At 52.4% G+C, this 23,183-nt stretch carries 25 protein-coding genes, 1 other RNA gene and 1 pseudogene; 13 read left to right on the forward strand and 14 right to left on the reverse strand.

Annotated elements, in window-relative coordinates:
* Positions 1 to 97 precede the first annotated feature (97 nt).
* From LGM20_RS06075 to LGM20_RS06085, 3 genes are all read left to right on the forward strand, one after another.
* Complete coding sequence (locus LGM20_RS06075; protein ID WP_044524413.1) at positions 98 to 898, forward strand: hypothetical protein; 801 nt, start codon at positions 98 to 100, stop codon at positions 896 to 898.
* 259 nt (positions 899 to 1,157) lie between these two features.
* Positions 1,158 to 1,670, forward strand: a complete 513-nt coding sequence (locus tag LGM20_RS06080) for a hypothetical protein (RefSeq protein WP_044524411.1) — start codon at positions 1,158 to 1,160, stop codon at positions 1,668 to 1,670.
* The gene (locus LGM20_RS06085) at positions 1,651 to 1,944 is read left to right on the forward strand and encodes a hypothetical protein (RefSeq protein WP_044524410.1); all 294 of its coding nucleotides are present in this window, start codon (positions 1,651 to 1,653) and stop codon (positions 1,942 to 1,944) included. Before LGM20_RS06080 ends, LGM20_RS06085 begins: the two co-directional genes overlap by 20 nt.
* A 67-nt stretch (positions 1,945 to 2,011) precedes the next feature.
* Here LGM20_RS06085 and LGM20_RS06090 read toward each other — a convergent pair whose 3' ends face one another.
* From LGM20_RS06090 to smpB, 6 genes and pseudogenes are all read right to left on the reverse strand, one after another.
* A complete protein-coding gene (locus LGM20_RS06090; RefSeq protein ID WP_044524409.1) occupies positions 2,012 to 2,944 on the reverse strand; it encodes a hypothetical protein in 933 nt (310 codons plus the stop codon).
* 12 nt (positions 2,945 to 2,956) lie between these two features.
* Positions 2,957 to 4,477, reverse strand: a complete 1,521-nt coding sequence (locus tag LGM20_RS06095) for an AAA family ATPase (protein WP_044524408.1) — start codon at positions 4,475 to 4,477, stop codon at positions 2,957 to 2,959.
* 238 nt (positions 4,478 to 4,715) lie between these two features.
* Positions 4,716 to 5,827 (reverse strand): IS3 family transposase gene (locus LGM20_RS06100; protein ID WP_148673949.1). Its coding sequence is split into 2 segments (ribosomal slippage): positions 4,716 to 5,566 and positions 5,566 to 5,827, totalling 1,113 coding nucleotides; the frame shifts between segments, so codons are not numbered across the junction.
* An 80-nt stretch (positions 5,828 to 5,907) separates the two neighbouring features.
* A pseudogene (locus LGM20_RS06105) lies at positions 5,908 to 6,926 on the reverse strand (integrase arm-type DNA-binding domain-containing protein); the annotation flags it as partial.
* A gap of 176 nt (positions 6,927 to 7,102) precedes the next feature.
* Positions 7,103 to 7,465, reverse strand: a transfer-messenger RNA (tmRNA) gene (gene ssrA, locus LGM20_RS06110).
* A gap of 144 nt (positions 7,466 to 7,609) precedes the next feature.
* Positions 7,610 to 8,092 carry an SsrA-binding protein SmpB gene (smpB, locus tag LGM20_RS06115; protein WP_002914164.1) on the reverse strand — a complete coding sequence of 161 codons (483 nt, stop codon included), beginning with the start codon at positions 8,090 to 8,092 and terminating at the stop codon, positions 7,610 to 7,612.
* Between the two features lie 149 nt (positions 8,093 to 8,241).
* Here smpB and LGM20_RS06120 point away from each other — a divergent pair, with 149 nt between their 5' ends.
* Positions 8,242 to 8,679, forward strand: a complete 438-nt coding sequence (locus tag LGM20_RS06120; RefSeq protein ID WP_008806099.1) for a type II toxin-antitoxin system RatA family toxin — start codon at positions 8,242 to 8,244, stop codon at positions 8,677 to 8,679.
* Complete coding sequence (locus tag LGM20_RS06125) at positions 8,669 to 8,959, forward strand: RnfH family protein (RefSeq protein ID WP_004206851.1); 291 nt, start codon at positions 8,669 to 8,671, stop codon at positions 8,957 to 8,959. The genes LGM20_RS06120 and LGM20_RS06125 overlap by 11 nt, the downstream gene beginning before the upstream one ends.
* Before the next feature lie 69 nt (positions 8,960 to 9,028).
* Here the strand turns inward: LGM20_RS06125 and bamE are convergent, their stop codons facing one another.
* The 3 genes from bamE to nadK all read right to left on the reverse strand — a co-directional run bounded on the left by bamE (position 9,029) and on the right by nadK (position 12,143).
* Entirely contained in the window at positions 9,029 to 9,370 is a 342-nt protein-coding gene (gene bamE / locus LGM20_RS06130; RefSeq protein WP_004206850.1) for an outer membrane protein assembly factor BamE, read from the reverse strand.
* Positions 9,371 to 9,516: 146 nt separating this feature from the next.
* Positions 9,517 to 11,178: a DNA repair protein RecN gene (gene recN / locus LGM20_RS06135; protein ID WP_044524407.1), complete on the reverse strand. Its 1,662-nt coding sequence runs from the start codon at positions 11,176 to 11,178 to the stop codon at positions 9,517 to 9,519.
* Between the two features lie 86 nt (positions 11,179 to 11,264).
* Positions 11,265 to 12,143: an NAD(+) kinase gene (nadK, locus tag LGM20_RS06140; protein WP_002914158.1), complete on the reverse strand. Its 879-nt coding sequence runs from the start codon at positions 12,141 to 12,143 to the stop codon at positions 11,265 to 11,267.
* Positions 12,144 to 12,267: 124 nt separating this feature from the next.
* On the opposite strand from nadK, the gene grpE reads away from it, so the two are divergent.
* Positions 12,268 to 12,858, forward strand: coding sequence for a nucleotide exchange factor GrpE (gene grpE, locus LGM20_RS06145; protein ID WP_004174800.1), 591 nt, complete (start codon positions 12,268 to 12,270; stop codon positions 12,856 to 12,858).
* A gap of 118 nt (positions 12,859 to 12,976) precedes the next feature.
* Here the strand turns inward: grpE and LGM20_RS06150 are convergent, their stop codons facing one another.
* The gene (locus LGM20_RS06150; protein ID WP_023290690.1) at positions 12,977 to 14,263 is read right to left on the reverse strand and encodes an HlyC/CorC family transporter; all 1,287 of its coding nucleotides are present in this window, start codon (positions 14,261 to 14,263) and stop codon (positions 12,977 to 12,979) included.
* 19 nt (positions 14,264 to 14,282) lie between these two features.
* Positions 14,283 to 15,074: a cytochrome C assembly family protein gene (locus tag LGM20_RS06155; RefSeq protein ID WP_002914153.1), complete on the reverse strand. Its 792-nt coding sequence runs from the start codon at positions 15,072 to 15,074 to the stop codon at positions 14,283 to 14,285.
* Positions 15,075 to 15,237: 163 nt separating this feature from the next.
* Here LGM20_RS06155 and ffh point away from each other — a divergent pair, with 163 nt between their 5' ends.
* The 7 genes from ffh (at position 15,238) to LGM20_RS06190 (ending at position 20,846) form a co-directional block, all read left to right on the forward strand.
* A complete protein-coding gene (gene ffh, locus LGM20_RS06160; protein ID WP_002914152.1) occupies positions 15,238 to 16,602 on the forward strand; it encodes a signal recognition particle protein in 1,365 nt (454 codons plus the stop codon).
* Between the two features lie 248 nt (positions 16,603 to 16,850).
* Positions 16,851 to 17,099 carry a 30S ribosomal protein S16 gene (gene rpsP, locus LGM20_RS06165; RefSeq protein ID WP_002914149.1) on the forward strand — a complete coding sequence of 83 codons (249 nt, stop codon included), beginning with the start codon at positions 16,851 to 16,853 and terminating at the stop codon, positions 17,097 to 17,099.
* Between the two features lie 18 nt (positions 17,100 to 17,117).
* The gene (gene rimM / locus LGM20_RS06170; RefSeq protein ID WP_004150977.1) at positions 17,118 to 17,666 is read left to right on the forward strand and encodes a ribosome maturation factor RimM; all 549 of its coding nucleotides are present in this window, start codon (positions 17,118 to 17,120) and stop codon (positions 17,664 to 17,666) included.
* Between the two features lie 31 nt (positions 17,667 to 17,697).
* Positions 17,698 to 18,465: a tRNA (guanosine(37)-N1)-methyltransferase TrmD gene (gene trmD, locus LGM20_RS06175; protein ID WP_002914147.1), complete on the forward strand. Its 768-nt coding sequence runs from the start codon at positions 17,698 to 17,700 to the stop codon at positions 18,463 to 18,465.
* A 39-nt stretch (positions 18,466 to 18,504) separates the two neighbouring features.
* Positions 18,505 to 18,852 (forward strand): 50S ribosomal protein L19, encoded by a 348-nt coding sequence (gene rplS, locus LGM20_RS06180; protein WP_002914145.1) that lies wholly within the window; start codon positions 18,505 to 18,507, stop codon positions 18,850 to 18,852.
* 119 nt (positions 18,853 to 18,971) lie between these two features.
* Positions 18,972 to 19,430, forward strand: coding sequence for a DUF2946 domain-containing protein (locus tag LGM20_RS06185; protein WP_044524405.1), 459 nt, complete (start codon positions 18,972 to 18,974; stop codon positions 19,428 to 19,430).
* A gap of 57 nt (positions 19,431 to 19,487) precedes the next feature.
* Positions 19,488 to 20,846 carry a PepSY-associated TM helix domain-containing protein gene (locus LGM20_RS06190; protein ID WP_044524404.1) on the forward strand — a complete coding sequence of 453 codons (1,359 nt, stop codon included), beginning with the start codon at positions 19,488 to 19,490 and terminating at the stop codon, positions 20,844 to 20,846.
* A gap of 8 nt (positions 20,847 to 20,854) precedes the next feature.
* On the opposite strand, the gene LGM20_RS06195 is transcribed toward LGM20_RS06190, so the two are convergent.
* Genes LGM20_RS06195 through LGM20_RS06205 form a run of 3 tightly spaced genes read right to left on the reverse strand, consistent with a single transcriptional unit; the run spans position 20,855 to position 23,076 of the window.
* On the reverse strand, positions 20,855 to 21,337 hold the full coding sequence (locus LGM20_RS06195; RefSeq protein WP_023290687.1) for an OmpA family protein: 483 nt from the start codon (positions 21,335 to 21,337) through the stop codon (positions 20,855 to 20,857).
* A gap of 13 nt (positions 21,338 to 21,350) precedes the next feature.
* A complete protein-coding gene (gene dgcN / locus LGM20_RS06200) occupies positions 21,351 to 22,574 on the reverse strand; it encodes a diguanylate cyclase DgcN/YfiN (RefSeq protein ID WP_023290686.1) in 1,224 nt (407 codons plus the stop codon).
* Complete coding sequence (locus LGM20_RS06205) at positions 22,567 to 23,076, reverse strand: regulatory sequestration protein YfiR (RefSeq protein WP_023290685.1); 510 nt, start codon at positions 23,074 to 23,076, stop codon at positions 22,567 to 22,569. Before LGM20_RS06205 ends, dgcN begins: the two co-directional genes overlap by 8 nt.
* Positions 23,077 to 23,183: the final 107 nt, after the last annotated feature.

A 23,183-nucleotide genomic window follows, 5' to 3' on the forward strand; every position in this document is an offset into this window, starting at 1 on the left:
CTCATGGGAGCGCAGGGCTCCTGCAGAAATATCTGGTCTGCCGATCAATCACTCGATATTCTGTAATGCTTTGTCTTTTTTGTGAACAGGAAAAAGTATGTTTAATACGCTCCCCGATTTACACAGAAGTTTTGCAGAGCAACTGAAGCTTAAATTACAGTCTGACCCGCGGATCCTCGCCCTTCTCGCCGGCGGCTCGTTTATCCATGGCGGGTTTGATCAATACTCCGATCTCGATTTCGTGGTGGTGGTCGACCCTCTCTATTATGACGAAATCATGGCTCAGCGTATGGCGTTCGCCGGAACCCTCGGCCATCTGCTACATGCTTTCACCGGGGAACACGTCGGCGAGCCTCGGCTGCTGATCTGTCTGTTTGGCCCGCAACTTCTGCATGTCGATCTCAAATTTATCACCCTGGACATGCTCACTCAGCGCGTTGAGGAGCCTGCCGTGCTATTTACCCGTGATAGCGATGCTCTCCAGCGCCAGCTGGCAAAATTTAGCGCTTACTGGCCGAACATGACGCCGGAGTGGTTTGAGTCCCGAGCCTGGATCTGGCTGCATTATGCCGGGGTTAAACTGGGCAGGGGCGAACTCTTCGAAGCGCTGGGGATGCTGTCCTTCTTCCGCGAACAAGTGCTGGGACCGATGCTGTTCCGTCGCGCCAATCTACCGCAACGCGGGGTACGCCGAATAGAAGCCCTCGGCATTGATCCCGATGGCCTGCTGACTTCCACTCTGGCAACGCACGATCGTCACTCTGTCGGGATTGCCATCCGAAGGGCTGCCGACGCTTATGTCAATCTGCGGGCTGATGCGCTGCCTGACAATATTGCAGACGATGCGGCGCGGTGGGCGGTCTTTGCCATGCTGGACGCCTATTCTGACAGGGAGTAAATCTATCCCTCCGGCCGCTGACGCGGCCGGAGTATGAAAGATGTCGTTGGTGGTCTAATCCTGAGAGGGATGGGTTGCCGGGTTAGCGGTAACGCGAAAACAACAGAGCTTTTCGTTGGGCCTATCAATGGGCCTAAAAGGTTCGGATTTAATTAGCTCTCTTCGGACTTCGCGGGACAAATTGAGGGCACAAAAAAGTCCGCAGAGCTTGCGCCGTGCGGGCTCTTAGGACTTCATCGGATGACTCTTGTAATCACCGATGGAGAATTTTGGTGGGCTGCTAGCCGGATGTGGTGAAAAAGGTGACTACGAGAAGGCGATCAACACCAAGATTGGTCAATCGAAAACCTGTTTCTCACTTCGAAATAACGATGTCACATTCCCAGTCCAGCTATCTAAACCACGATTTGACGAAACAGGGACTGGCACCGGTTCAGTGATCCTCGATGGCCTCGTAGAGCAGGGCTTAATGGCTTTTGTTAAAGGCTGGGATAACAACACGCTTGAGACAACAGATGAAGGTAAACAAGCCAAAATCTGGGATGCTAAGGAAGGTGTTTGTATTGGTCGCCGCGTTGTTGATGAAGTGAAGGAATGGACTGAGCCGGGGAATGGTAATCAGAAAGTTGTTCGTATCACCTATACTTGGAAATTAACTGATGTTCCATCATGGGTGGACAAAAGCGCGTTTTCTGGTGTGAAAGGGATGAATGAAGCTGCTGATGGTGCCATGAACCTTGTTAAAATCAGCAATGGCTGGAAAGCGAACTAAGGAAAACAATACCATCAAGTGTCCGTCTTGCCTGAAAGAAAGTCAGAGAGGCGTCCATGTCTGCACCGGCTGCATGGCAACTGTTTTATATGGAGCCTTCCCCGGCTGGTATGCTTTCGTGGCTATCTTCTTGTCCTTCAGCCTGTTTATATTGATTGGAATGTTTACAGGCATGGCGGGTGCTACTATCAGTCTGCCTATAATTTTTATTGTGGCTTTTATAGCTGGTAAGGCGATCTTCTCTGATAATGTTGTGTTTAGGCGTAAACTTTAATTTTTATAGAGAATACCATTCGTTAAACTTTTAATACTGAATGGTATTCTCTTGTTGATGGTGAAAGTTACCGGATGTTGATAATATTTGTGTTTGGTATTTTATTATATATATCTAAGAACAACTTACCAAGTAAGTATTTTTTATACTCTCTTTTGTCAAATCTTAAAAAGTTACTTTCTGAATTATTCCTAAAATAGGATATCCCAGTAGATAATGCATGCTCAAAATTTAATTTTGCAGTAGCGAACTCTATTGCTTCGATTGTCAACTCTTGATATCTTTCAATTATCAAGAAAGTATCTATGGAGTTTTTAACTGAAGTGTTTTCTGGATCGAAAGATATTTCTATTCTTATTTTCTCTGGTGATGAAATCATGCCATCTGTGAATGTTAAAACACCATCGTCATGTGTTAGAACGAAATTTATATTTTCATCATCCCATAATGGGTTCAAATGTTCATTTTCAAAAAAATCAATTGTACCTTTAAGGCTTGAGTTACATGCACTACAGCTTGGGATTAAATTATTAATAACTAATGCAAGGTGGGGGAAATCATCCTTACTATAAAAATGATCTAATGTGGGGCGGAAACCTCGATTCTTTTTTTGTATCGAAAATGCATATGCTTGATTGCAATATGGACATGTTCTAGTTATTGATTTATTACATAACGTATATGCATTCCATGATCCAGATTTTCTAACAAATTTATTGTAATTAAAAACAGCTCTTATTGCTTTATCGAACTGTTTCGATATGTCGGGTGTTATTAACAGTCTACTTTTATATTCCTTATATATATTTATACTGTCCAATATGTCAGCTTTACCTGCTAGTATTAATAAATGATGTACCTCTGCAATGAAGTTTTTAGCTTCATCTCTTCCTGTGGAACGACGAGTTTTTTTATTTAGAAAATCACATATCAAATCATTTAAATAACAAGTATGTAATTGTAGTGCATTTTCCCAATTGTTTTTAATTGAAATAATCATATATAAATACCCTCAAGCCTTATTCTGCATAATTAATCGTTCAAGTTCATTTTTTATTAGAGGGTTGTCTATATTTTCTATGATGTAATAATCTTCTTCGGTCAATGTATTCTCGGGTATTTTACTGATGACTTTTTCAATTTTATTTGTTGCAAACTCCCCGATAGTTTTAGTTCCGAAAGACTCATTTAGTAAAATATAAAGAGGAGATGCAAATCCACTCAAGGTGTTATTTTCAACTGGTAGTCTGCTTATAAAATCTTTGGGGACGTCTGTCGCTAGCAATGGAGAATGTGTAGCTAAAATAAGTTGTAAGTGTTCTATCCCCAGAGATACTTTCAGCGAGCCTAACATTTTATTCAAACTGGAAATATATTTCCTTTGCCATTCCATATGCAAAAAAGCATCACCCTCATCTATTAATAAAAGTATTGACCTAATACCTCTATCTGAAAGTTTAGTAATGGAATCTGATATAGCACCAATTTGAGCTAAGATAGCAATCTGCCCAGAACTCATTTCAGAAAATTCAATTTTGAAAATATCATTCAAATTGTATTTAGTTAATATCTTCTGACCTTCATAAGGATTTATTTCGAACTCGAATCTTAAGTATGTTTCATTGAAGCGTGAATCTCTTATTATGTTATGATTATTTACTTCACGCTCTAAAATATTTACCAAACTATCTATTTTACTTTCACACTCCAAATGCAATTTATTTTCCCTGAATTTTCTACTTAAACGAACATTTAAATTTAAATATTTGTTTAACAAGAAAGTTACTACACTATCATTAAACTGTTTTTTTGTACTTGCCCACTCTATTACACTAAATATGAAAAAAAGTTTATCCTCACCTACTTTATGATGTATTTCATCAATCAAATGACCGGAGCAAGTCTGCAATATATAATCAATCTCTGCTTGAAGGTTTTTATTGGTGCTGTATTTTATAGTGTCGGGATTGTTATTATCTTTGTTCGCATCAATTTTTTCTCGTAATGATAATATTTCAACGAGACCATGGTTTAGTAGTATACTACTCTGATTAAGATCTTTATTATCTAAGGCTATATTTAGTATCAATCGTGCTATTTTGCTAATATTTGTTGCTTTCATCGCAACAATCTTTGGGGAAATATCAAAGTCAGATATTAAGTCTTTATGTCCTATAAGATCAAATACGGTGTTTTTTCCATTCGGGGTTGGAGATGCATTTATAAACCTACTATCTCTGATATCCAACTTTGGCCTAAATGGTAGTGGTGTAAAATAAACAACACCCCAGCGTTTAATTTCAGAATGCTCTATTCTCTCGCCGCGAGAGTTTAATATAGAACATTCACTTACTATTCGCATATTATTTTTAGGGAAGAAATAATTAATTATACTACATAAGCATTTTGTCTTTCCTGAACCATTTATACCAATAAGTAAAGATAATGAATCCATCGAATAAATGTTAATATCGACAGTTCCATTTTTTCTTAGTTTTATTTCTGTTCCATTTATTATTATTTCACTGATCATGATTTTCCTTTGTGCATTATTATCAAACAAATGATTTAAGTGACATAAAAATTAGATGATATAAAAATATCACGTATCTTATCCACGTTGCAATTCATATTTATCCAGAATTTCATGGTCGAAAAGTTGGTTTGCCAATGTTTATTTTTGACGATTTAAGCTGATTGTCTTTAGGAGAGAAATCAATTCTGTTATCTGTTTCTGATTGATCTGTCTTGGGGCTGTAAGCGCACCCGTTTTAGTTCCACGCACTTTTTGAGATTTCCGGGGTTTCAGCCATCAGCCGGTATTCTTCCGGCGTCAGGTTATTCAGGGATTCGTGGGGGCGCTCGCCGTTATATTCAGCCAGCCAGCGCTCTGTAATTTCCCGTGCTTCATTCAGTGTTCTGAACAGATAAAAATCCAGTATTTCTGTTCTGTATGTCCGGTTGAACCGTTCGATAAAGGCATTCTGCGTTGGCTTGCCGGGCCTGATAAACTCCAGCATCACACCATGCTCTTCTGCCCATTGTGCCAGCGTCAGCGAGACCAGTTCCGGACCGTTATCCATCCGCATCTTTAGCGCATATCCGCGGTTTGCCACGATCCTGTCCAGCACTCTCACGACTCGCTGCGCCGGGATATTCAGGTCAATTTCGATCGCCAGTGCTTCGCGGTTAAAATCATCCACCACGTTGAAGGTCCGGAAGCGTCTGCCGCACACCAGCGCATCGTGCATAAAATCGATGGACCAGCTCTGGTTCATCGCCTCTGGCGTCACCAGCGGAACCGGATTGCGCACTGGCAGGCGCTGTTTTCCCTTACGGCGAAAATTCAGTTTCAGCAGGCAGTAAATCCGGTGAACGCGCTTATGGTTCCAGCTTTTGCCCTGCCTGCGCAGCACCTGAAAAAGCTTTTTAAATCCGTATCGCGGATAGCGTTCAGCCGCCACGGTCAGCGCCATAATGACTGGCTCATCACGTTGCGTATCCGGCTGATAACGAAATACCGTCCTGCTCAGCGACAATATCCTGCATGCCTGACGTAAGCTCATGGCAAACTGCGCGGTCAGATAGCTGACCAGCTCACGCTTTATCGCTGGTTTTAAAGCTTTTTTTCAATAACGTCTTTCAATGCGCGGCACTCGAGGCTCAGGTCCGCAAACATCTGTTTCAACCGGCGGTTTTCATCTTCGAGGTCCTTCATCTTTTTGATATCAGAGGCTTCCATACCGCCGAACTTCGCTTTCCAGTTGTAGTACGAGGCCTCAGAAATCCCGGCTTCGCGGCACACATCTTTGACGGTGCGTCCGGCTTCGACGGACTTCAGAACGGCAATGATCTGGTGTTCGGTGAATCGGGCTTTGCGCATGGCGATCTCCTCCAGGAACATAATCAGTATGCAGGAAGATCTCTAAATGTGAATGGTCCGCTTTACCGGGATACTTACACAACCAGTTCACCGCCAAGCCCCATACGGATTAGTGCTGCATTAGCAGTTTGCTCATGTATATGGGTCAGTGGCGTTTTTATGCTGGGGAATACCCATTCACGATGACTGCTGATAGGCTGCATATTTTCGAGTATACGGAGTGCTTCTTTGCTGAGAGGCACTTTATGCGGACGTTTCATCTTCATAAATTCAGGTGGGATGTTCCAGATTTTGTTCTCTATATCGATATCTGCCCACCGAGCTCGTACAGCTTCCCCCGGACGGACCCACGTCAACAATTGCCACTCAATTAGCATACGGGTTTCCAGACGGACTGAGGCATTAGCTAGAGCAGCCATAAATCTTGGCAACTCGTTGGGGGGAAGGACTGGCATGTTTTGTTTTTGGGTTTGCTGAAGCGCTGGCCAAGGTTATCAGCAGGATTGAATTCAATGAGTTCTTCTGTCGCGGCGTAACGGAAAATTTCGTTCAGGCGGGAAATGATACGGCGTAAGGTTTCGAGAACACCACGTTGCTCAATGGGATCAAGATGCTGCTTCAATAGTTTAGGACGGATCTCTTTTATTGGAACATTTCCAAGAGCGGGGAAGATATTTCGTTCAAGACTACGCCAGATGTCAACTGCGTGGTCTTTAGATATACCGGAAGTCTTAATCTTCTCATCCAACCACTTTCGAGCAACTGCTTGGAGCGTGTGTTCGGTAGCATCTTTTAGAGCATTAGCTTTATCTGTGTTGTGGATCTGAGGGTCAGTGCCATTAGCAAGCAAGGATAGATATTCATTACGTAAAGCCCTTGCTCTTGCTAACGTGAGGTGAGGGTAGGTTCCAAGGCTCATCTTCGTGCGTTTTTTAGTTACTGGCACTGCATATCTGAAATACCAATTTTTCTTCCCCCCTTTTGAGAGTGGGGCTATTCGTAGCATTAGGCCATCGCCATCGAATAGATTGATTTCTTTGTCTGCAGGTTTTGTGTTTTTGATTTCAGTGTCTGTGAGTTTCTTAGCGAGTTTTGCTATTTTGGGACCCTCAGTTTTTGGACCCTTTGCAATGGGTCCCAAAAAGGGGGCCATAAGTAGTGGTTCTCAGCAATTCCCAGTAGACTATTCTGGACACAAAAAAGCCCGCAGGGCTTGCGCCGTGCGGGCTCTTAGGACTTCATCGGATGACTCTGGTAATCACCGATGGAGAATTTTGGTGGAGCTGGCGGGAGTTGAACCCGCGTCCGAAATTCCTACATCCTCGGCACTACATGCTTAGTCAGTCTTTACATTCGCTTGCCAGCTGCGGACAGACACGCCACTAACAAACTAGCCTGATTAGATTTAACGCTTCAACCCCAGGCAGGGCATCCACGCGATCTCTTTTGGGTTTGACCTCTCTTTGATCCCCGTCTTAAGAGCGGAAGCTAGGGAGAGAGGGCTCAGAGCAGGTTATTAAGCTGCTAAAGCGTAGTTTTCGTCGTTTGCGACTATTTTTTGCGGCTTTTTACGAGGCCAACCGCCCCTCGGCATGCACCTTGGGTTTCGCAAATCCCGTCGAATCCAGAATCAGCCCCAATGTGTAGGTCAAGTATAACAGATTTGTGAATGTCGTTACCAGCCCCATAGCGCAGGATTCTTTCAGCAGGGGTGGACGAAAAAGCAGCATCAACAAAGATATAGCGTAAGGGCCAGCGAGAGCCGGCCCTCAGGGGAGGGGGTTAGCGTCCGGCGTGCTTCATAATACGCGCCTTATCCAGCGCCCATTCACGATCTTTCAGATCGGTACGCTTGTCATGCTGTTTCTTACCTTTGGCGACGCCGATTTTCACTTTGCACCAGGCATTCTTCCAGTACAGCGACAGGGCGACAACGGTGTAACCTTCGCGGTTAATGCGGCCGTATAGCGTGTCGAGTTCGCGCTGGTTGAGCAGCAGCTTACGGGTACGCGTCGGGTCGCAGACATAGTGGGTGGAAGCCACGGCCATGGGCGTAAAGTTGGCGCCGAACAGGAAGGCTTCGCCATCCTTCAGGATGACATAGCTATCGCCGATGTTGGCTTTGCCTGCACGCAGGGATTTGACTTCCCAGCCCTGCAGGGCGAGACCAGCCTCGTATTCATCTTCGATAAAGTATTCGTGACGGGCGCGTTTATTCAGCGCAATGGTGGCTGATCCAGGTTTGTGGGCTTTTTTCTTAGTCATAATGTCCTGAAGTCATCGTCTTATACACAGTTACCTCGATCGCATCCTGCGAGGTGTACTGCGCATCTTAGCACGAGTTGCGGCACAGCGTTTTTTTTAGCAGCAGATAAATGATATTATTTGCACTGTGTTTAAATGTGGAACCTGCTATGCCTCAGATTAGCCGTACTGCGCTGGTGCCTTTCAGCGCGGAACAGATGTATCAACTGGTAAACGATGTGAAGTCCTATCCTGATTTTCTGCCAGGCTGCACCGGTAGCCGCGTGCTGGAATTCGGGCCGACGCAAATGACGGCGGCGGTTGATGTGTCCAAAGCCGGCATCAGTAAGACCTTCACGACCCGGAATACACTGACCAGCAACCAGAGCATTTTGATGAGCCTGGTGGATGGCCCGTTCAAGAAGCTGATTGGCGGCTGGAAGTTTATTCCGCTGAGCCCGGAGGCGTGCAAAATCGAGTTCCATCTCGATTTTGAGTTTACCAATAAGCTGATTGAGATGGCCTTTGGCCGGGTCTTTAAGGAACTGGCCGCCAACATGGTGCAGGCGTTCACTTCGCGCGCCAAAGAGGTCTACAGTGCCAGCTAATATTCGTGTTGAGGTCGCTTACGCGCTGCCTGAAAAGCAGTACCTGCAGCGGGTCACTCTGGACGAGGGGGCGACGGTCGAGCAGGCGATTATCGCCAGCGGCCTGCTGGCGCTGCGTGATGACATCGATCTGGCGAAAAACAAGCTGGGTATTTACAGTCGTCCGGTTAAGCTGCACGACGAAGTCCATGACGGCGACCGGGTGGAAATCTATCGCCCGCTGATCGCAGATCCGAAAGAGCTGCGTCGCCAGCGGGCGGAGAAAAACGCCGCGAAGTAAACCGCAGCAGCAGACCCGCTATCGGCCATAAAAAAAGCGCTCATTGAGCGCTTTTTGCTTTTCCGGGCCTTACTGACTGGTCAGCGCGGGCTTGTTATCAATGTTGGTTAACACGCCGCCATTGTTGAAGGTCAGGGTCAGGGTCTGCTGAGTCACTTTCTCGTGGCCCGGCTCCTGACGGAATACATAGAACCAGGTGTTGGTGCCGAACGGATCCGACATCATTGGCGTTCCGAGAGCATAAGCAACCTGCTGTTGCGTCATACCGACACGAATTTTTGCTACATCGTTAGGTGCCAGATAGTTACCCTGGTTGATGTCAGGACGGTAAACCACTCGTTCCAGAGTGGAACAGCCTGCGGTCAACATAAGAAGAACCGCTGCGGCAGCAGTCAGCGTTTTACAGCGCATAGTGATTTGATTCCTTTTTGGGCCCGAGCAGTACGTGGCTCATCTGTAATATGCCGATAATAATAGACCTTCGCGCCGATGGAAACCTCCGGCTGCGGTCAGCAGGCAATTTGCTGTTCACTATGACCCTGTGAAAATCAAAAAGTTTACGCCGCAAGCAACTCTTTCGCGTTCGCCAGGGTGTTGCGCGTGACCTCGCTGCCGCCCAGCAGGCGAGCCAGCTCCTGCAGACGAGCACGCTTATCCAGCGGCTGCATATGGGTTTCGGTCATCTCGCCATCGGTCTCTTTGCAGACAAAGAAATGATGGTGGCCGCAGCCTGCGACCTGCGGCAGGTGGGTAACGCACATCACCTGCGTGGACTCGCCCAGCTGGCGCAGCAGCTTGCCGACCACCGCCGCGGTCGGGCCGCTGATGCCGACGTCCACTTCGTCGAAGATCAGCGCCGGGGTTTCCATTTTACGCGCGGTGATCACCTGAATCGCCAGCGCAATACGCGACAATTCGCCGCCAGAGGCCACTTTCGCGATCGGCTGCAGCGGCTGCCCCGGGTTAGTGGTGACGCGGAACTCAATATGATCGGCGCCGTCGGCGGTGAGATGGCGTTCATCGAAAGCGACCTCAATCGCGAAGACCCCGTGCGGCATCGAAAGTGAGTGCATACTCTCGGTGATAAGCTGGGTTAGCTCGTCGGCGCTGGCCTGGCGCAGGGCGTGCAGCTGGCGCGCGGTCTCCAGCGCCTGCTGATGATGTTCGACCACCTGCTGGCTGAGGGATTCCAGCGAGCCGGCGCTGTCGTCCAGCAGGCGCTGCTCTTCGAGCATCGCCTGATAAACCGCCGGCAGATCTTCCGGCATCACCTGGTGTTTACGCGCCAGCGCGATTTGCCGGGAAATCCGCTGCTCAAGTTCGAACAGACGATTAGGATCGAGGTCCAGACGGTCGTGATAGTGGCGCAGCTCATCGCTGGCCTCGCTGAGCTGAATGGCCGCCTCTTCCAGCATATCCAGCACGCCGGAAAGCTTGCTGTCCATACCCACCAGCTCGCTGACCAGCTGCTTCGCGGTATAAAGCTGGCTCTGCAGGTTGGCTTCTTCGCCGTCCGCCAGTACCGTCAGGGCGTGCTGACAGGTGCTGAGCAGCTGACCGCTGTTGGCCAGGCGTTTGTACTCTTCGTCAATCTGCTCAAACTCTCCCGCCAGCGGGTTAAATTCGTTCAGCTCTTTAAGCTGGTACTGCAGCAGATCGGCGCGGGCGGCGCGCTCCTGGCTCTGCTGCTGATGCTGGGCCAGCTCGCGGCAGCTCTGGTGCCACTGGCGATAGTGCTCTGCCATGCGCTGAGTGAGCGCATACTCACCGGTATAGCCGTCGAGCAGCGTTTTCTGGTGTTCGGGTTTGGTCAACAGCTGGTGCGCATGCTGGCCGTGGATCTGGATCAGCAGCTGGCCCAGCTCGCGCAGCTGCGAGAGCGGGACGGCGGTGCCGTTGATGAAGCCGCGCGAGCGGCCGTCGGCGCTGATCACCCGGCGAAGTAAACACTCACGCCCGCTCTCCAGCTGGTTCTCTTCCAGCCAGCGCTGGGCGGCCGGGGTATCTTTCAGCGCGAAGCGCGCGCACAGGTCGGCACGGGTGGCGCCGCGACGCACCATGTCGGCTTCCGCTCTGCCGCCGAGGCACAGCCCCAGCGCGTCGATGGCAATGGATTTCCCGGCGCCGGTTTCCCCGGTGATGGCGGTCATACCGCTGTGGAAATCAATTTCCAGTTCACGAACGATAGCAAAATTACTGATGGTGAGTTGCGCCAACATAGCTGCCTTCCTGTATGAAAAACCAATACTGTGTTTTCGTACAGTATAGACTGGTTTTTTATCCAGTAAAGAGGCAGCGATGTAAATCAGAACAATTTTTTCGACCAGCCGAGCTTGGTGCTTAATGTATTGAAATAGCTGTAGTCTTTGGGATGAATCAGATTGAGGTGGTAATCGCAGCGGCGGATGAGGACATCTTCGCCATCCTGGATCGGCAGGGCAATCTGACTGTCGCAGCTGATCTCCAGATCGCTGCAGCGGTGAGAGAAGCGCAGGCGGATGGTGCTGTCGCCGTTGATCACCAGCGGTCGCGCCGAGAGGGTGTGCGGGAACATCGGCACCAGGGTGATGGCGTCCAGCGACGGGGTGAGGATCGGGCCGCCGGCCGACAGCGAATAGGCTGTTGAGCCGGTCGGAGTGGAGATAATCAGACCATCGGAGCGCTGGGAGAAGGCGAAGACTTCATCGATATAGACTTCGAACTCAATCATATGCGCCACTTTGCCGGGGTGCAGCACCACTTCGTTGATGGCGGTGCTGATGCGTTTCTGGCAATCCTGCTGGCACACCTGGGCTTCCAGCAGAAAGCGTTTCTCGGCGATGTAGTGGCCTTCCAGCACGTCGGCGAGCTGCTGCAGGGCGTTGTCCGGGTCCAGGTCGGTGAGAAAGCCGAGGTTGCCGCGGTTAATGCCGATGACGTTAATGTCATAACGGGCCAGAGTCCGCGCCGCGCCGAGCATATTGCCGTCGCCGCCCACGACCACCGCGAGGTCGGCCTGTTGGCCAATCTCCGCCAGCGTGCCGGTTTTCACGTTGCTGAGCTGGAGTTCATGGGCGATCTGCTGTTCAACCAGCACTTCATACCCTTTGCTGCACAGCCAGCGCCAGAGCATTTCATGTGTGGTCAGGGCGGTGGGGTGACGAGGATGTCCCACAATGCCGATACACTTGAAATGGTTCTTCATGATCTGGATGTCCTTGCGTTAAATGAAATAGTGACAATCTGTCCGCTTCCCTTGAAACCCGGAAACTGATCCCCATAATAAGCGAAGTTAGCGAGATGAATGCGAAAAAAACGCGGAGAAATTCATGAGTAGTAAAGAACAGAAAACGCCTGAGGGGCAAGCCCCGGAAGAAATTATCACGGAGCAGCACGACGACGTTGAGGCGGTAGAGCCTGAAGTTTCGGCTGAGCAGGTGGATCCGCGCGATGAAAAAATTGCGAATCTGGAAGCCCAGCTGGCTGAAGCGCAGAAACGTGAACGTGAAGTGATGCTGCGTGCCAAAGCCGACGAAGATAACCTGCGTCGTCGTACCGAGCAGGATATCGAGAAAGCGCACAAATTCGCGCTGGAAAAATTCGTCAATGAACTGCTGCCGGTGATCGACAGCCTGGACCGCGCGCTGGAAGTGGCCGACAAGGCTAACCCGGAGCTGGCGCCGATGGTGGAAGGGATCGAACTGACCCTCAAATCTATGCTGGACGTAGTGCGTAAGTTTGGCGTGGAAGTGATCGCCGACACCAACGTTCCGCTGGATCCGAACGTCCACCAGGCCATTGCGATGGTCGAGTCTGAAGACGTGGCGGCGGGCAACGTGCTGGCCGTGATGCAGAAAGGTTACACCCTGAACGGCCGCACCATTCGCGCCGCGATGGTGACGGTAGCAAAAGCGAAATAACGTTTGCTGCCTTGCTCAACGGCTGCCCGCGGGCGGCCGTTTTTTATGCCATCGCTCCCGGCGCGAGAAAAAAAACGGCGGGCCCCAGCCCACCGTGATGTTAATTCCTTCGCTCGCGCTACTCCGCGACGCTCTCGCGTAATGATTTCACCGGCATCACTTTCACCTGTTTGATCATGTTGTCCTGCACGTCGAGGATATCAATATCATACTGCTCAATGCGCACGCGGGTGCCCGGGACCGGGATCTCTTCCAGCGCTTCAAGGATGATGCCGTTGATGGTGCGCGCTTCATCTTCCGGCAGGTTCCAGTTGAACGCTTTGTTGATCTCGCGAACGTTGGCGCTGCCGTCGATTATCACCGTACCGTCGTTGAGCGGGGTCACCTCCTCCGCCAGGGTGGGTGACATGGAGGTGGTGAAGTCGCCGACAATCTCTTCAAGAATATCTTCTACAGTAACCAGCCCCTGAATATCGCCGTATTCATTAACCACCAGGCCGACTTTCTTTTTATTGCGCTGAAATTTCACCAGCTGGGTGCTGAGCGGCGTCCCTTCCGGAACAAAGTAGATCTCATCTGCCGCCCGCAGCATGATCTCTTTTGTGAACTCTTTCTTCTCCGTCATCAGGCGGTAGGCTTCACGGACGCGCAGCATGCTGATGGCATCGTCCAGCGAATCGCGGTAGAGCACAATGCGGCCGTGTGGGGAGTGGGTCAGCTGGCGGACGATAGATTTCCAGTCGTCATTGATGTCGATGCCGACAATCTCATTGCGCGGCACCATGATGTCGTTAACGCTGACCTTCTCCAGGTCCAGCACCGACAGCAGCATATCCTGATTGCGTCGTGAGATTTGTGAACGGGATTCATTCACAATCGTGCGCAGTTCATCTTTACTCAGGGCGCTGCTGATGACGGTATCGGTGCGGATGCCCATCATGCGCATCAGCATGCGGGTGATGGTATTCAGCAGCCACACCAGGGGCATCATCAGCACCTGCAGGGGCGCCAACAGGAAGCTGCTGGGGTAGGCGACCTTTTCCGGATAGAGGGCGGCGATGGTTTTCGGCAGGACTTCGGCAAACACCAGCACCACAAAGGTGAGCACGCCGGTGGCGATCGCGACGCCGGCATCGCCGTAGAGGCGCATGCCGACGATGGTGCCCAGCGCCGAGGCGAGAATGTTGACGAGGTTATTGCCGATGAGCACAAGGCTAATCAGGCGGTCCGGCTTGCGCAGCAGCTTCTCCACGCGCTTGGCGGGGCGGTTGCCTTGTTTCGCCATATGACGCAGCCGGTAGCGGTTCAGCGTCATCATGCCGGTTTCGGAGCCGGAGAAATAGGCAGAGATAATCACCATGACGATCAGCGTTATGATCAGCGTGGTGGTGGAGATATGTTCCACGTAGGATTCCTTAAAAGACTTAGCTCACGAACTGTTGCAGCACGCGGCTACCAAAATAGGCCAGCGTCAGCAGACCGGCGCCAGCGACGCTGAACCAGACCACACGACGTCCGCGCCACCCTTCATGATAGTGGCCCCACAGCAGGACGATATAGACGAACCACGCAATAATCGACAGCACCGCTTTATCAATGTTTTCGCTGCTGAACAGATTGTGCATATAGAACAGACCGCTACACAGCGTCAGGGTCAGCAGCACCACGCCGACCTGGGTGATGTGGAACATTTTGCGCTCAATGCTCATCAGCGGCGGCATTTCGCTACTGAAGGCCAGCTTTTTGTTCTTTAACTGGTAGTCGATCCACGCCAGCTGTAGCGCATACAGCGCGGCAATGATCAGCGTGGCGTAGGAGAAGAGCGACAGGCCGATATGCACCAGCATCCCCGGGGTGGTTTCCAGGTGGGTGATATATTCGTTAGGCACGAAGGTGGCGAAGGCCAGATTGATCAGCGCGAAGGCATAGACGATAGGCAGCAGCAGCCAGCCGCGATTGCGCGAGGCCACGATAGTCATGACCGTACAGATCATCAGGCTCACCAGCGACCCGACGTTCAGTAAGCTGAGGTTTTGCCCGCTCTCGCCGCCGGGGAATATCCGTGCTTCCAGCGCAAAAGCATGGCAGATCAACGCGATAGTCGCTGATAAAATCGCCATTCGCCGCCAGCTGCTGTTTTTTTGCAGCAAGCCGGGGATAATCAGCGCGAGGCTGACGGAGTAGGCGACAAGGGCGAGTAGAGCAAAAACAGGCATAGGTGTCGGCTGTTGGATAAATAAGAAAGAGAAGCAGTATAACGTCAGCAGGCCTCTGCTCCAACCGTTGCAGCACATTCAGATTGATGTCGTGTTATACTCCGCCACATTCGTTTTGTGTGTCGCTGCGGCGACCGACCGTTTCCACCTCAGGCGAGAGACAATGTTTGATAATTTAACCGATCGTTTGTCGCGTACGCTGCGCAACATTAGCGGCCGCGGACGCCTTACAGAAGACAATATTAAAGACACCCTGCGCGAAGTGCGCATGGCGCTGCTGGAAGCGGACGTTGCGCTTCCGGTGGTACGTGATTTCATCAGCCGCGTCAAAGAGAGCGCGGTCGGCCATGAAGTCAATAAAAGCCTGACCCCGGGTCAGGAGTTCGTCAAAATCGTCCGCAACGAGCTGGTGGCGGCGATGGGCGAAGAGAACCAGACCCTCGACCTGGCGGCGCAGCCGCCGGCGGTGGTGCTGATGGCGGGCCTGCAGGGCGCCGGTAAAACCACCAGCGTCGGTAAGCTGGGGAAATTCCTGCGCGAGAAGCACAAGAAGAAAGTGCTGGTGGTTTCCGCGGACGTTTACCGCCCGGCGGCGATCAAACAGCTGGAGACCCTGGCCGAGCAGGTCGGCGTCGACTTCTTCCCGTCCGACGTCGGCCAGAAGCCGGTTGATATCGTCAACGCGGCGCTGAAAGAAGCGAAGCTCAAATTCTACGACGTGCTGCTGGTGGATACCGCCGGTCGTCTGCACGTTGACGAAGCGATGATGGACGAAATTAAGCACGTCCACGCCGCCATTAATCCGGTTGAAACCCTGTTCGTCGTCGATGCGATGACCGGCCAGGATGCGGCGAATACCGCCAAAGCCTTTAACGAAGCGCTGCCGCTGACCGGCGTGGTGCTGACCAAAGTGGACGGCGACGCCCGCGGCGGCGCGGCGCTGTCGATTCGCCATATTACCGGCAAGCCGATTAAATTCCTCGGCGTCGGCGAGAAAACCGAAGCGCTGGAGCCGTTCCATCCGGACCGCGTCGCCTCTCGCATCCTCGGCATGGGCGACGTGCTGTCGCTGATCGAAGATATCGAGAGCAAAGTCGACCGCGCGCAGGCCGAGAAGCTGGCCTCCAAGCTGAAGAAAGGCGACGGTTTCGATCTCACCGACTTCCTTGAGCAGCTGCGCCAGATGAAAAACATGGGCGGCATGGCCAGCCTGATGGGCAAGCTGCCGGGTATGGGCCAGATCCCGGACAACGTGAAAGCGCAAATGGATGACAAAGTGCTGGTGCGTATGGAGGCGATCATCAACTCGATGACCCTGAAAGAGCGCGCCAAGCCGGAAATCATCAAAGGTTCACGTAAGCGCCGTATCGCCGCCGGCTGCGGGATGCAGGTGCAGGATGTGAACCGTCTGCTCAAGCAGTTCGACGACATGCAGCGCATGATGAAGAAGATGAAGTCGAAAGGCGGCATGATGAAGATGATGCGTGGCATGAAAGGGATGATGCCGCCAGGCTTCCCGGGCCGCTAATCGGCCTGGCTTGTTTGCCATTTCGCCACCGGGGTGTGCTCGCCATCCTCACGTACTACGTGTACGTTCCGGTGGCTGCGCGCACGCCGGCAGCGAACTGACTGCACCGCCGACGGCCTTTTACAGCAGACTTATCAACTGCTGATTGCATTTTCCCCAGAAATCAGTAAAATTTTCGGGCTTTTAATATGACACCGGGCTCCGTTCCTCGATGGGGCCCGGTTGTTTTATTCACACAAGAGGATGTTATGGTAACTATTCGTTTAGCACGTCACGGCGCTAAAAAGCGTCCGTTCTACCAGGTTGTTGTCACCGACAGCCGTAATGCACGCAACGGTCGCTTCATCGAGCGCGTTGGTTTCTTCAACCCGATCGCTAACGGTGCGGAAGAAGAGACTCGCCTGGATCTGGATCGTATCGCTCACTGGGTTGGCCAGGGCGCTACTGTTTCCGATCGCGTTGCCGCGCTGATCAAAGCCGCTAACAAAGCAGCTTAATCTGTCACGGTGGTCATGATGAGCAAGCAACACACCGCACAAGCACCTGTTGATCCGATCGTATTGGGGAAAATGGGTTCTTCCTACGGTATCCGTGGTTGGCTCAGAGTGTTTTCCTCCACCGAAGACGCCGAAAGCATTTTTGACTATCAGCCCTGGTTAATCCAGAAGGCGGGTCAGTGGCAGGTCGTTGAGCTGGAAAGCTGGCGCCACCACAATCAGGACATCATCATCAAGCTGAAAGGCGTTGACGATCGTGATGCCGCGAATCTACTGACTAATTGCGAAATTATCGTGGATTCATCGCAGTTGCCGGAGCTGGAAGAGGGTGACTACTACTGGAAAGACCTGATGGGCTGCCAGGTAGTGACAACGGAAGGCTATAGCCTCGGTAAAGTCATCGATATGATGGAAACCGGGTCTAATGACGTGCTCGTCATCAAGGCAAACCTGAAAGATGCATTTGGTATCAAGGAGCGGTTGGTTCCGTTCCTCGATGGGCAGGTTATCAAGAAAGTCGATCTCACTACGCGTACTATCGAAGTAGATTGGGATCCTGGTTTTTAAATTCTCCGGATAAACGGTAAAAGACGGCGCTATGTGGATTGGCATAATTAGCCTGTTTCCTGAAATGTTCCGCGCAATTACCGATTACGGGGTAACTGGCCGGGCAGTAAAAAATGGCCTGCTGAGCATCGAAAGCTGGAGTCCTCGCGACTTCACGCATGACCGGCACCGTACCGTGGACGATCGTCCTTACGGCGGCGGACCGGGGATGCTAATGATGGTGCAACCCTTACGGGATGCCATTCATGCAGCAAAAGCCGCGGCAGGTGAAGGCGCGAAGGTGATTTATCTGTCACCTCAGGGACGCAAGCTTGATCAAGCGGGCGTCAGCGAACTGGCAACGAATCAGAAACTGATTCTGGTGTGCGGTCGCTACGAAGGGATAGACGAGCGCGTAATCCAAACCGAAATTGACGAAGAATGGTCAATCGGCGATTACGTTCTCAGCGGTGGCGAGTTACCGGCAATGACGCTGATTGACTCCGTTTCCCGGTTCATTCCGGGGGTACTGGGCCATGAAGCATCAGCAACGGAAGATTCCTTTGCTGATGGGTTGCTGGATTGTCCCCACTATACCCGTCCTGAAGTGTTAGAAGAGATGGAAGTACCGCCAGTATTGCTGTCGGGAAACCATGCTGAGATACGTCGCTGGCGTCTGAAGCAGTCGCTGGGCCGAACCTGGCTTAGAAGACCTGAACTTCTGGAAAACCTGGCTCTGACTGAAGAGCAAGCAAAGCTGCTGGCGGAGTTCAAAACTGAACACGCGCAACAGCAGCATAAACATGATGGGCAGGCGTGAGCCCCCAATATCAGTTTACCCAGGATAAGAGATTAAATTATGAGCAACATTATTAAGCAACTTGAACAAGAACAGATGAAGCAGGACGTACCTTCCTTCCGTCCGGGTGATACCGTGGAAGTGAAAGTATGGGTTGTTGAAGGTTCCAAAAAACGTCTGCAGGCATTCGAGGGCGTGGTTATCGCTATTCGTAACCGCGGTCTGCACTCTGCATTCACTGTTCGCAAAATTTCCAACGGCGAAGGCGTTGAGCGTGTCTTCCAGACTCACTCTCCGGTAGTTGACAGCATTGCTGTTAAACGTCGTGGTGCTGTACGTAAAGCTAAACTGTACTACCTGCGTGAGCGCACTGGTAAGTCTGCTCGTATCAAAGAGCGTCTTAACTAAGATTCGCTTTCGCGACATCCTTACAAAAAGGGCTGGCCTCAGGGCCGGCCCTTTTTTTATCTTTGTTGTAACCATCGTGATGTAAATCATTTACAATACGCCCTCTATTCGGAGGGGCGGTGGTCAGCAACAGTTTTCAGCAAACGACACCTAAACGGCGAGCCGCCTGGCTGGCGCTGTTGGCGATCCTGCTGATCGTCGTGGCTCCCCTGATCTCCGTCTCCCTGCAAAAAGACCCCATGAGCGCCATGCCCGGCATGCACCACGCCATGATGATGGACAGCTCGCCAGCGAGTATGGCGCAGATGCCTGGCCACGAGATGGCGACGACGCATAGCGCAGACGGCGCTACGCATACCGGACACGAACTGCCGCTGGATCATGCCGAAGCGTGTGGCTATTGCGTGCTGTTAGCCCATGTCCCGGGTCTGCTTTTCGCGCTGGCGCTGTTCGTCGCCATGCTCCTGCGGCGCATTCGCCTGCCGGCTTCTCGGCCGGTATTAAAACACTGGCGTTACTTTCCCTGGCTTTACCCCGAAACCCGCGCCCCGCCGCGGCTGTCTGCTTTTTCCCTTTAATAAAAATGAATCTGCGCACTGCGCAACGACCTCTTTTTGCTTTGAAAAAGGAAAAGTATGACAACCTGCACCTCGCGCGCGGCATGGCTGAACCTGCTGCGTCGCCTCCATTTCTATATCGGGCTGTTTATCGGACCGTTTATCTTTGTCGCTGCCCTGACCGGCACGCTGTACGTGGCGACGCCGCAGCTGGAAAACTGGCTCTATCACGATGCGCTGTATGGCCTTCCCGAAGGCACCCCGCAGCCGCTCAGCGCCCAGATTGCGGTGGCAGAAGAAGCGACCCAGGGTAATCTGCGGCTGCTGGCGGTACGTCCGGCCCCCGCGGTGGGCGAGACCACCCGCATTATGTTTGCCGATCCGAGTCTCGGGGAGTCGGAATCCCGGGCCATTTTTGTCGATCCGATCGCGCTGCGGGTGAAGGGCGATATGACGGTCTACGGCACCAGCGGCATCCTGCCGCTGCGGCAGTGGATTGACTATGCGCATCGTTCGCTGCTGCTGGGCGACAGCGGGCGGCTCTACAGCGAACTGGCTGCCTCATGGATGTGGGTGGCCGCGCTGGGGGGCATTGCCCTGTGGGCGATGACGCGTCCAAAACGGCGGCTCAATAACGCCCTGCAGAATCATCGTCGGCTGCACGTGACGCTGGGCTGGTGCTTACTGCTGGGCATGCTGCTCTTCTCCGCCACCGGCCTGACCTGGTCGCAATGGGCCGGCGGCAACGTGGATAAAATGCGGGCGGCTTTCGGCTGGTGGACGCCGCAGGTCAATACCCTGCTGCACGGTGAGGCGCCGATGGCGCACGATCCCCATGCCGGGCATCATAGGGAGGCGATGGCCATGAACCAGCATCAGCCAGCGCAGTTTGACCAGGCGCTGGCGGTGGCCCGTCAGGCGGGGCTGAACGCCAGCCGGCTGGAGATCCGTCCGCCGGTGTCAGACGAACGCGCCTGGACGGTGAATGAGATCGACCGCCGCTGGCCGACGCAGGTGGACGCGGTGGCGATCGATGGCGCCTCGATGCAGGTGGTGGATCGCACCCATTTTGCCGACTTTCCGCTGATGGCGAAGCTTACCCGCTGGGGCGTCGATTTCCATATGGGGATCCTCTTTGGTCTGGCGAATCAGCTGCTGCTGGTGGGGTTTGGCTGCGCGCTGTGCGTAACCATCGGCGTGGGGTACCGGCTGTGGTGGATACGCCGTCCGCCACAGGCCCTCTGGGATCCGGCGCTTTCCCTGCTGCAGGCATGGCTGTCGCTCGCCTGGCCTGCCCGTGGGCTGGTGCTGGGGATAGCGTTAGCCCTGGGGCTGGCCATGCCGTTGATGGGGATCAGCCTGGTGCTGTTCATTGCCGTTGACTACCTGCGCTGGCGCGCGGCAACGGCAATGAGGATAGCGAAGTCCAGCGATTAAGCGGACGTCTACGGCGTGCTGATGACCACCGTGACCCGGCGGTTTTCAGCGCGCCCGGCCGCGGTATCGTTGCTGGCGATCGGGTATTTTTTGCCAAGGCCGCGGGTGACTAAATTACTGCGCGGGATATGGGCGCCTTCCGCCCAGGCATCGGCTACGCTGTTGGCCCGCTTAAGCGACAGGGCTTCGTTATAACTATCCTCACCATAATTATCGGTGTGGCCTTCAAGGCGGCTATGTGTAATCCCGGTTGTCGCCAGCCGCGAGGCCATTTGGGTGATCTGCTGGCGGCTGTCGGGACGTAGTCGGTAGTCATTCTTGTCAAACAGGATGCTATCGGATAAGCCCAGGGACCAATCACCATTGCTTTCAGTGAAGCCATAAGATTTCATCGCCGCCACCTGCTCAGGGGTAAATTTTCCCTGAGGAGCCTGGCAACCTGTCAAAAGCGCCGCCGCCATCAGGGCGGGGGCGAAATATTTCCTGATCATAATGCGTCCTTTATTATTTCAGCATCTGCTGGATACGTTGGTTTTTCATCCGATACATATTCTGATCGGCAAGTTCTTGCAGTGATTCCGCCGTGGCGTGTTCCCACGCCAGGGCATAACCGACGCTCAACGAGAGCGTGGCGCTATGGCCATTGTGCAGGTTGAATGGCGGAAGAAATTGTTCTGACAGCGCCTGGCACAGGGCCTGGACTTCTGCTTCCGAGCGCACCTCGCGCAGCAGAACGGCAAACTCATCGCCGCCAAGACGCCACGCCAGATGGCGTTTACCGGCGAAAGTCATCAGGCGGCTGGCGACTTCCATCAGCACTTTATCGCCCGCCGCATGTCCCCAGTTGTCATTGATCAATTTGAAGTTATCGCCATCAAGAAACAGTAACGCTGAGGTCTGGTGATCCACTTCATTTTTCATCAGCTCGGCGAGCGCGTTGCGAAAGGCGGCGCGGTTAGCCAGGCCGGTCAACGGATCGTGTAACGAGCTGCGCAACAGCTGAGCATTTTTGGCCTGCAACTGGCGCTGCCAGTCCTCCATCTCCCCCAGCAGACTGTTAAAGTCCTGGGCAAACAGATGGAACTCCTCGATACGCTCCTCCGGCACCCGCCGGGAGAAGTGGCGGTTTTCGCGAATATCATGCACGACCTCGGTGATGCTCTGCAGGGCGGCGACGATCCCCCGGTGCAGGGAGTGGGTCAGCAGCAGGCCGATGAATGAGGCGAGCAGAATGCTGCCGGTCAGTACCAGAATCGAGATGCCGAGAAAGTGGCTAATCAGTTCATCCAGCGCGGTCAGTCGCAGCTCGCCGATTTGTTTCCCCTGGTGCCAGATGGGCTGCACCGTGGGCTCCGGAAACAGCCATTTACTGATAAGACCGCTCACTTGTTCTTTGTTGGCCAGCGGTTCGTGGCGCCAGGCGGCGAAGTGCTGCTTCTGGCCGTTGAGCACGATCGCCTGGGAAATCTGCCCTTGCTTCCCCAGCGAAGCGAGGGTCTCCTCTGCTGCCGCGCTGTCGCCAAACACCAGGGCGGCTTCGAGGCTGCGGCCCATGGTCGCGGCAGTGAGCTCAAGATTTTTCTGCGCGTACTGCTTGAGCGTGAAAATAGAGGCCGTGCTCAGCAGCAGCCAGACCAGCGTCATGGAGATCACCACGCTTATCACGCTAATGCGACGCAGCGCGCGTTTGAACGTCGGGCGCGATGTCTGTGAAAAGTCCTTATTCATGTGGTTTCTTCCGGGCAAGCATCAGGACGTCCGGGTTAACCCGAACCCCGCTGTGCGTCAGAACGTCCAGATTAACGGAGAAGCGGACCCTGTCGTCGTTGATGATCAGGCAAAACGCGCTACCAATTGAGCAATCCGTATTTTGTTCTGCGATGAGTAACAGCGGCCTCGAGCCATAGCGGCGAGTTAATTCCGACTGTTGGGTCGGCGTTTCGCTGCCAAAATAAAAACCATCGCAGGTCGTTTTTAACGCTTCTTCACTATTACGTACTATCACCGGTTGATAAGGCAATGCATCCGGCGCTTCATGAGCCAGGCTATGGGTGAAGCGTGATGAGGCAAAAATGCATAGCTTCGGCGCCCCTGTTAATGACGGCCAACGGGTGTAGGTCACGATCCCGGAAACAATAGCGCGAACATGTTCTGAAGGTCCGGCAGCAAAAACAGGAGATACCGCGATGAGAAAAAATACAGTCAATAAAAGACGGTGTAATACTGTCATTAACGCTTCCGTCAAATTCGCCATAGCGCGGGAATAGCCGCTGCCGATGCCCGGCGAAGAATACCACTGATAGCAAAACCCGTCATTAGATGCGCCCTTTGCTTTGG

The sequence above is a fragment of the Klebsiella quasipneumoniae subsp. quasipneumoniae genome (assembly GCF_020525925.1).
Classification (GTDB): Bacteria; Pseudomonadota; Gammaproteobacteria; order Enterobacterales; family Enterobacteriaceae; genus Klebsiella; species Klebsiella quasipneumoniae.

Bases quoted from the DNA above. Each gene is read 5' to 3' on its own strand.
- LGM20_RS06195 (WP_023290687.1), bottom strand. From the start codon at position 21,337: ATGATCAGGAAATATTTCGCCCCCGCCCTGATGGCGGCGGCGCTTTTG.
- LGM20_RS06080 (WP_044524411.1), top strand. From the start codon at position 1,158: ATGGAGAATTTTGGTGGGCTGCTAGCCGGATGTGGTGAAAAAGGTGAC.
- ffh (WP_002914152.1), top strand. From the start codon at position 15,238: ATGTTTGATAATTTAACCGATCGTTTGTCGCGTACGCTGCGCAACATT.
- nadK (WP_002914158.1), bottom strand. From the start codon at position 12,143: ATGAAGAACCATTTCAAGTGTATCGGCATTGTGGGACATCCTCGTCAC.
- LGM20_RS06075 (WP_044524413.1), top strand. From the start codon at position 98: ATGTTTAATACGCTCCCCGATTTACACAGAAGTTTTGCAGAGCAACTG.
- recN (WP_044524407.1), bottom strand. From the start codon at position 11,178: ATGTTGGCGCAACTCACCATCAGTAATTTTGCTATCGTTCGTGAACTG.
- rimM (WP_004150977.1), top strand. From the start codon at position 17,118: ATGAGCAAGCAACACACCGCACAAGCACCTGTTGATCCGATCGTATTG.
- LGM20_RS06120 (WP_008806099.1), top strand. From the start codon at position 8,242: ATGCCTCAGATTAGCCGTACTGCGCTGGTGCCTTTCAGCGCGGAACAG.
- smpB (WP_002914164.1), bottom strand. From the start codon at position 8,092: ATGACTAAGAAAAAAGCCCACAAACCTGGATCAGCCACCATTGCGCTG.
- LGM20_RS06205 (WP_023290685.1), bottom strand. From the start codon at position 23,076: ATGACAGTATTACACCGTCTTTTATTGACTGTATTTTTTCTCATCGCG.
- LGM20_RS06085 (WP_044524410.1), top strand. From the start codon at position 1,651: ATGGCTGGAAAGCGAACTAAGGAAAACAATACCATCAAGTGTCCGTCT.
- LGM20_RS06155 (WP_002914153.1), bottom strand. From the start codon at position 15,074: ATGCCTGTTTTTGCTCTACTCGCCCTTGTCGCCTACTCCGTCAGCCTC.
- trmD (WP_002914147.1), top strand. From the start codon at position 17,698: ATGTGGATTGGCATAATTAGCCTGTTTCCTGAAATGTTCCGCGCAATT.
- LGM20_RS06095 (WP_044524408.1), bottom strand. From the start codon at position 4,477: ATGATCAGTGAAATAATAATAAATGGAACAGAAATAAAACTAAGAAAA.
- rpsP (WP_002914149.1), top strand. From the start codon at position 16,851: ATGGTAACTATTCGTTTAGCACGTCACGGCGCTAAAAAGCGTCCGTTC.
- grpE (WP_004174800.1), top strand. From the start codon at position 12,268: ATGAGTAGTAAAGAACAGAAAACGCCTGAGGGGCAAGCCCCGGAAGAA.
- LGM20_RS06190 (WP_044524404.1), top strand. From the start codon at position 19,488: ATGACAACCTGCACCTCGCGCGCGGCATGGCTGAACCTGCTGCGTCGC.
- dgcN (WP_023290686.1), bottom strand. From the start codon at position 22,574: ATGAATAAGGACTTTTCACAGACATCGCGCCCGACGTTCAAACGCGCG.
- rplS (WP_002914145.1), top strand. From the start codon at position 18,505: ATGAGCAACATTATTAAGCAACTTGAACAAGAACAGATGAAGCAGGAC.
- bamE (WP_004206850.1), bottom strand. From the start codon at position 9,370: ATGCGCTGTAAAACGCTGACTGCTGCCGCAGCGGTTCTTCTTATGTTG.
- LGM20_RS06090 (WP_044524409.1), bottom strand. From the start codon at position 2,944: ATGATTATTTCAATTAAAAACAATTGGGAAAATGCACTACAATTACAT.